The organism is Aerococcus sp. L_32 (assembly GCF_050689315.1).
In genome coordinates, this window is sequence record NZ_JBOEQF010000246.1 from 1 (window position 1) to 3,169 (window position 3,169).

A 3,169-nucleotide genomic window follows, 5' to 3' on the forward strand; every position below is an offset into this window, starting at 1 on the left:
AAGCTTCTTAGCGCCGAATGTAGTTGGGGGTTTCCCCCTGTGAGACTAGGACGTTGCCATGCAGTATTAATATTCCGCAATAGCTCAGTTGGTAGTAGCGCTTGACTGTTAATCAAGATGTCGTAGGTTCGAGTCCTACTTGCGGAGTTGGTAGAGTTCCTTGCCTTGGAGAGTTGTCCGAGAGGCCGAAGGAGCACGATTGGAAATCGTGTAAACAGGAAACTGTTTCGAGGGTTCGAATCCCTTACTCTCCGTAAAAAAATATTTTATGGCCCGTTGGTCAAGCGGTTAAGACACCGCCCTTTCACGGCGGTAACACGGGTTCGAGTCCCGTACGGGTCATTATTCTAGGAGAATTAGCTCAGCTGGGAGAGCGTCTGCCTTACAAGCAGGATGTCGGGGGTTCGAGCCCCTCATTCTCCATTAGAATTTTGTTTTACAAATACTTGGTCCCGTAGTGTAGCGGTTATCACGCCTCCCTGTCACGGAGGAGATCGCGGGTTCGATTCCCGTCGGGACCGTTAGTTTAAAATATTATTAATATGGTCTGATAGCTCAGTTGGTAGAGCACTTGATTGAAGCTCAAGGTGTCGGCAGTTCAAATCTGTCTCGGACCATACGGAGGGATAGCGAAGTGGCCAAACGCAGCGGACTGTAAATCCGTTCCTTCGGGTTCGAAGGTTCAAATCCTTCTCCCTCCATTTATCTTTTTTAAACTATGGGATATTACTTGGATAGGGACATAGTTAAACGGTATAACTACGGTCTCCAAAACCGTCATTGTGGGTTCGATTCCTACTGTCCCTGTTTTTACTAATATTATTATTTTGGCGGGTGTGGCGAAGTGGTTAACGCATCGGTTTGTGGCACCGACACTCGTGGGTTCGATTCCCATCACTCGCCCTTTTTTATTGGGATATAGCCAAGCGGTAAGGCAACAGACTTTGACTCTGTCATGCGTTGGTTCGAATCCAGCTATCCCAGTTTTTTTATTTATGGCGGTATAGCCAAGTGGTAAGGCATGGCTCTGCAAAAGCTTGATCGCCGGTTCAAATCCGACTACCGCCTTTCACGCTTTTTGAAAGACATGCAAATATTATATTGATTTGCCGGTGTGGCGGAATTGGCAGACGCGCTGGACTCAAAATCCTGTGTCCTTACGGACGTGCCGGTTCGACCCCGGCCACCGGTATCAAATGAAGCATCAACGATTTATGCGTTGGTGCTTTTTTTATACCTTTTTTTGCATTTGAGATTTGATTCAATGCACTTCGCTAAGGATGTGTTGATTTTAAGATTTAGCAAACATAAAATGGGTTATAACAAATTGAAAGAAGGGTATGAATGAAATTATTACTGAAAGAAGATGCCAATATTGAAGAAACGATGATAGAAGTGACTTATAAAACATATGATCGTAAACTACAGCAATTGGTTAATCTAGTAGAAGAGAAGAATATTGATTTACCGGGTAAGTATCATGGTGAGACGCATTTTATCAATATGAAAGATGTTTGCTATATAGAAAGTGTGGATAACCTCACATTCTTATACACAGACCAACTAGTATTTGAAAGTAAAGAGAAACTCCATTTTTTTGAAGAACGGTTATTAAATACTAGTTTCTTGCGGATAAGTAAAAACACACTTTTAAATATGGATTATCTAAAAAGTGTTTCGGTACTGCCGAATTACAAATTGGAAGCTAAATTACTGAATTTAGAAAAATTAGTGATCAATCGTCATTATACAAAGAACATTAAAGCATATCTAAACATATAAAGGAGAGCATCAAATGAAAAACTTTTTGAATTATAATCTTGCTAATATGACTTATATTTACTCAGTACTAGTTTTACTAAGTGCTATTTCCTCAGCTATTGGAACCGAGAATAAAAATATTTCAAGTTTGGATTTGATTCTAATGGCCGTATTGGTTTTATTAATGACTATAATTGCCAATATAGTGGCTACTATCGATTTTAAAACAGCTATTCAGTATCACCTTGCTAACATTTCTGCTCAACTAGGGGGATTAATCCTCCTCCAAGTTATCTTCACGCCCAAACCGATAAATGTTATACCATTACTTGGGAATATAATGGTTTTCTTATTGATATATCTTTCAGTTTATAAGATCCATAAAAATAGAATGGAATACTTGGCTACAGAAATAAATCGTAAACTTGGATACAAGCAATAACAAATGCACTTATCTATAATGAAGCATGAGTAAGGTGCTATTCATGTCTGAAAAAATGTTTTTAATAATTATCTATAACCTCTTTTCCTTATTTTGATTTCATTGTATTGGATGAAACGCATGCCACATAAAGGAGTTAATTTTCAAATTCTCAGGGCCAATTCTGTATAATGGAGGGTGAAGGTAAGATACGGATTTTATGGGGAGGGAGTCTTATGGAGAATAAACAATCAGATAATAAGTTAGCGATTTTACGGCAATTATTTATATCGACCCTTATTTTGTCTGCTTTCACTTTTGGTGGGGGTTATGTGATTATCACCTTGATGCGGAAGACTTTTGTGGATGATTTGGGTTGGATTGATAAAGATGAGATGCTTGATTTGGTGGCGATTGCCCAGTCGGCACCGGGTGCCATTGCGGTTAATGGAGCGATTGTAATTGGTTATAAGTTGGCAGGGTTGGCGGGTGTTTTAACGGCTGTGGTTGCAACGATTATCCCGCCGTCTACCATTATCACCCTGATTTCTTTCTTCTATGACGCTTTTCGGTCTAATGTCTGGATTTCCTTGTTACTAGAAGGGATGCAGGCTGGGGTGGCTGCAGTCATTGTGGCGGTAGTCTTTCAAATGGGGAAAGAGGTCACTGACACCAAGAATCCATGGTTGATTACGGCCATGTTCCTGGCTTTTGTGGCCAATTATATCTTCAACATCAATGTGGTCTTGATTATTTCAACGGCTGCAGCTTTAGGTTTGGGTAAATTCTTGATTGACCATTTTAAAGGAGGGAAAAAGGCATGATCTATCTACAACTGTTTCTTTCTTTTTTAAAGGTGGGTGCTTTTAGCTTTGGGGGTGGGTATGCGGCCTTACCTTTAATCCAGGATGAAATTGTGACCAACCACCAATGGTTAAGCCAGCAAGAGTTTACGGACTTGATTACCATTTCCCAAATGACGCCAGG

At 40.3% G+C, this 3,169-nt stretch carries 4 protein-coding genes and 12 tRNA genes; all 16 read left to right on the plus strand.

Translation table 11 applies throughout. From position 1 onward, the window contains the following. Nucleotides 1-73: 73 nt before the first annotated feature. A tRNA-Asn gene (locus ACRCJ0_RS11185) sits at nt 74-147 on the plus strand. A gap of 20 nt (nt 148-167) precedes the next feature. After that, a tRNA-Ser gene (locus tag ACRCJ0_RS11190) sits at nt 168-254 on the plus strand. Nucleotides 255-270: 16 nt separating this feature from the next. Beyond that, nucleotides 271-342 (plus strand) — tRNA-Glu (locus tag ACRCJ0_RS11195). Between the two features lie 8 nt (nt 343-350). Next, nucleotides 351-423 (plus strand) — tRNA-Val (locus ACRCJ0_RS11200). A gap of 25 nt (nt 424-448) precedes the next feature. Further along, a tRNA-Asp gene (locus tag ACRCJ0_RS11205) sits at nt 449-521 on the plus strand. A 23-nt stretch (nt 522-544) separates the two neighbouring features. After that, nucleotides 545-617, plus strand: a tRNA-Phe gene (locus ACRCJ0_RS11210). A gap of 3 nt (nt 618-620) precedes the next feature. Further along, nucleotides 621-701: transfer RNA gene (locus ACRCJ0_RS11215), tRNA-Tyr, on the plus strand. A gap of 35 nt (nt 702-736) precedes the next feature. Further along, a tRNA-Trp gene (locus ACRCJ0_RS11220) sits at nt 737-807 on the plus strand. 23 nt (nt 808-830) lie between these two features. After that, a tRNA-His gene (locus ACRCJ0_RS11225) sits at nt 831-903 on the plus strand. A 9-nt stretch (nt 904-912) separates the two neighbouring features. Beyond that, nucleotides 913-984, plus strand: a tRNA-Gln gene (locus tag ACRCJ0_RS11230). A 13-nt stretch (nt 985-997) separates the two neighbouring features. Beyond that, nucleotides 998-1,068, plus strand: a tRNA-Cys gene (locus ACRCJ0_RS11235). Nucleotides 1,069-1,108: 40 nt separating this feature from the next. Beyond that, nucleotides 1,109-1,192: transfer RNA gene (locus tag ACRCJ0_RS11240), tRNA-Leu, on the plus strand. 152 nt (nt 1,193-1,344) lie between these two features. Then, nucleotides 1,345-1,782, plus strand: a complete 438-nt coding sequence (locus ACRCJ0_RS11245; protein WP_431390476.1) for a LytTR family DNA-binding domain-containing protein — start codon at nt 1,345-1,347, stop codon at nt 1,780-1,782. A 13-nt stretch (nt 1,783-1,795) separates the two neighbouring features. Next, the gene (locus tag ACRCJ0_RS11250) at nt 1,796-2,203 is read left to right on the plus strand and encodes a hypothetical protein (protein WP_083067878.1); all 408 of its coding nucleotides are present in this window, start codon (nt 1,796-1,798) and stop codon (nt 2,201-2,203) included. Nucleotides 2,204-2,418: 215 nt separating this feature from the next. Then, nucleotides 2,419-3,006 (plus strand): chromate transporter, encoded by a 588-nt coding sequence (locus tag ACRCJ0_RS11255; protein WP_418152102.1) that lies wholly within the window; start codon nt 2,419-2,421, stop codon nt 3,004-3,006. Further along, nucleotides 3,003-3,169, plus strand: a 167-nt coding sequence (locus ACRCJ0_RS11260; protein WP_431390477.1) for a chromate transporter, incomplete at its 3' end; no start/stop codon positions are given. The genes ACRCJ0_RS11255 and ACRCJ0_RS11260, both read left to right, overlap by 4 nt.